Origin of the sequence: Testudinibacter crocodili, from assembly GCF_006228025.1 — a bacterium.
Lineage (GTDB): Bacteria > Pseudomonadota > Gammaproteobacteria > Enterobacterales > Pasteurellaceae > Chelonobacter.
In genome coordinates this window covers 1-1,147 of record NZ_VDHF01000139.1, presented here as the reverse complement: position 1 = coordinate 1,147, position 1,147 = coordinate 1, and the positions used below count along the sequence as shown (strand labels likewise).

The window sequence follows — 1,147 nt, the reverse complement described above, 5'->3', positions numbered from 1 at the left end:
CGTCACCATCGGTGTCGATTCCCACGGTGGCGCCCGGCTCGGCTTTCCCTTTGATGGTGGTGCTATCCGGTGTGCCGTCACCATTGCTGTCGGTGTTAGTCACGTCTGTGACTGTCGGGGCGGCAGGCGCTGTGGTATCACCGGTGACGTTGGTCGGATCACTGGTGTTGCCGGTTGGATCGGTGGCAGTTACCGGGTATTGTTTGCCGTCTTCCAGCGCCGGGGTGACTTCCAGCGTATAGTCGCCGTTTGCATCCGCTTTAGTGGTCACATCCGCTTTGCCGTCACCATCGGTGTCGATGCCCACGGTGGCGCCCGGCTCGGCTTTCCCTTTGATGGTGGTGCTATCCGGTGTGCCGTCACCATTGCTGTCGGTGTTAGTCACGTCTGTGACTGTCGGGGCGGCAGGCGCTGTGGTATCACCGGTGACGTTGGTCGGATCACTGGTGTTGCCGGTTGGATCGGTGGCGGTTACCGGGTATTGCTTGCCGTCTTCCAGCGCCGGGGTGACCTCCAGCGTATAGTCGCCGTTTGCATCCGCTTTAGTGGTCACATCCGCTTTGCCGTCACCATCGGTGTCGATGCCGACTGTTGAACCCGGCTCGGCTTTCCCTTTGATGGTGGTGCTGTCCGGTGTGCCGTCACCATTGCTGTCGGTGTTAGTCACCTCAGTAACCGTCGGGGCGGCAGGTGCTGTGGTATCACCAGTGACGTTGGTCGGATCACTGGTGTTGCCGGTTGGATCGGTGGCGGTTACCGGGTATTGTTTGCCGTCTTCTAGCGCCGGGGTTACCTCCAGCGTATAGTCGCCGTTTGCATCCGCTTTAGTCGTCACATCCGCTTTGCCGTCACCATTGGTGTCGATGCCGACTGTTGAACCCGGCTCGGCTTTCCCTTTGATGGTGGTGCTATCCGGTGTGCCGTCACCATTGCTGTCGGTATTAGTCACGTCTGTGACTGTCGGGGCGGCAGGCGCTGTGGTATCACCGGTGACGTTGGTCGGATCACTGGTGTTGCCGGTTGAATCGGTGGCGGTTACCGGGTATTGTTTGCCGTCTTCCAACGCCGGGGTGACTTCCAGCGTATAGTCGCCGTTTGCATCCGCTTTAGTGGTCACATCCGCTTTGCCGTCACCATCGGTGTCGAT

General features: G+C 59.7%; 1 protein-coding gene. It reads right to left on the bottom strand.

Translation table 11 applies throughout. The features are described 5' to 3' along the window. Positions 1-1,147 (bottom strand): Ig-like domain-containing protein (locus FHQ23_RS12455; protein WP_267963711.1); only part of this gene is annotated, 1,147 nt, incomplete at both ends.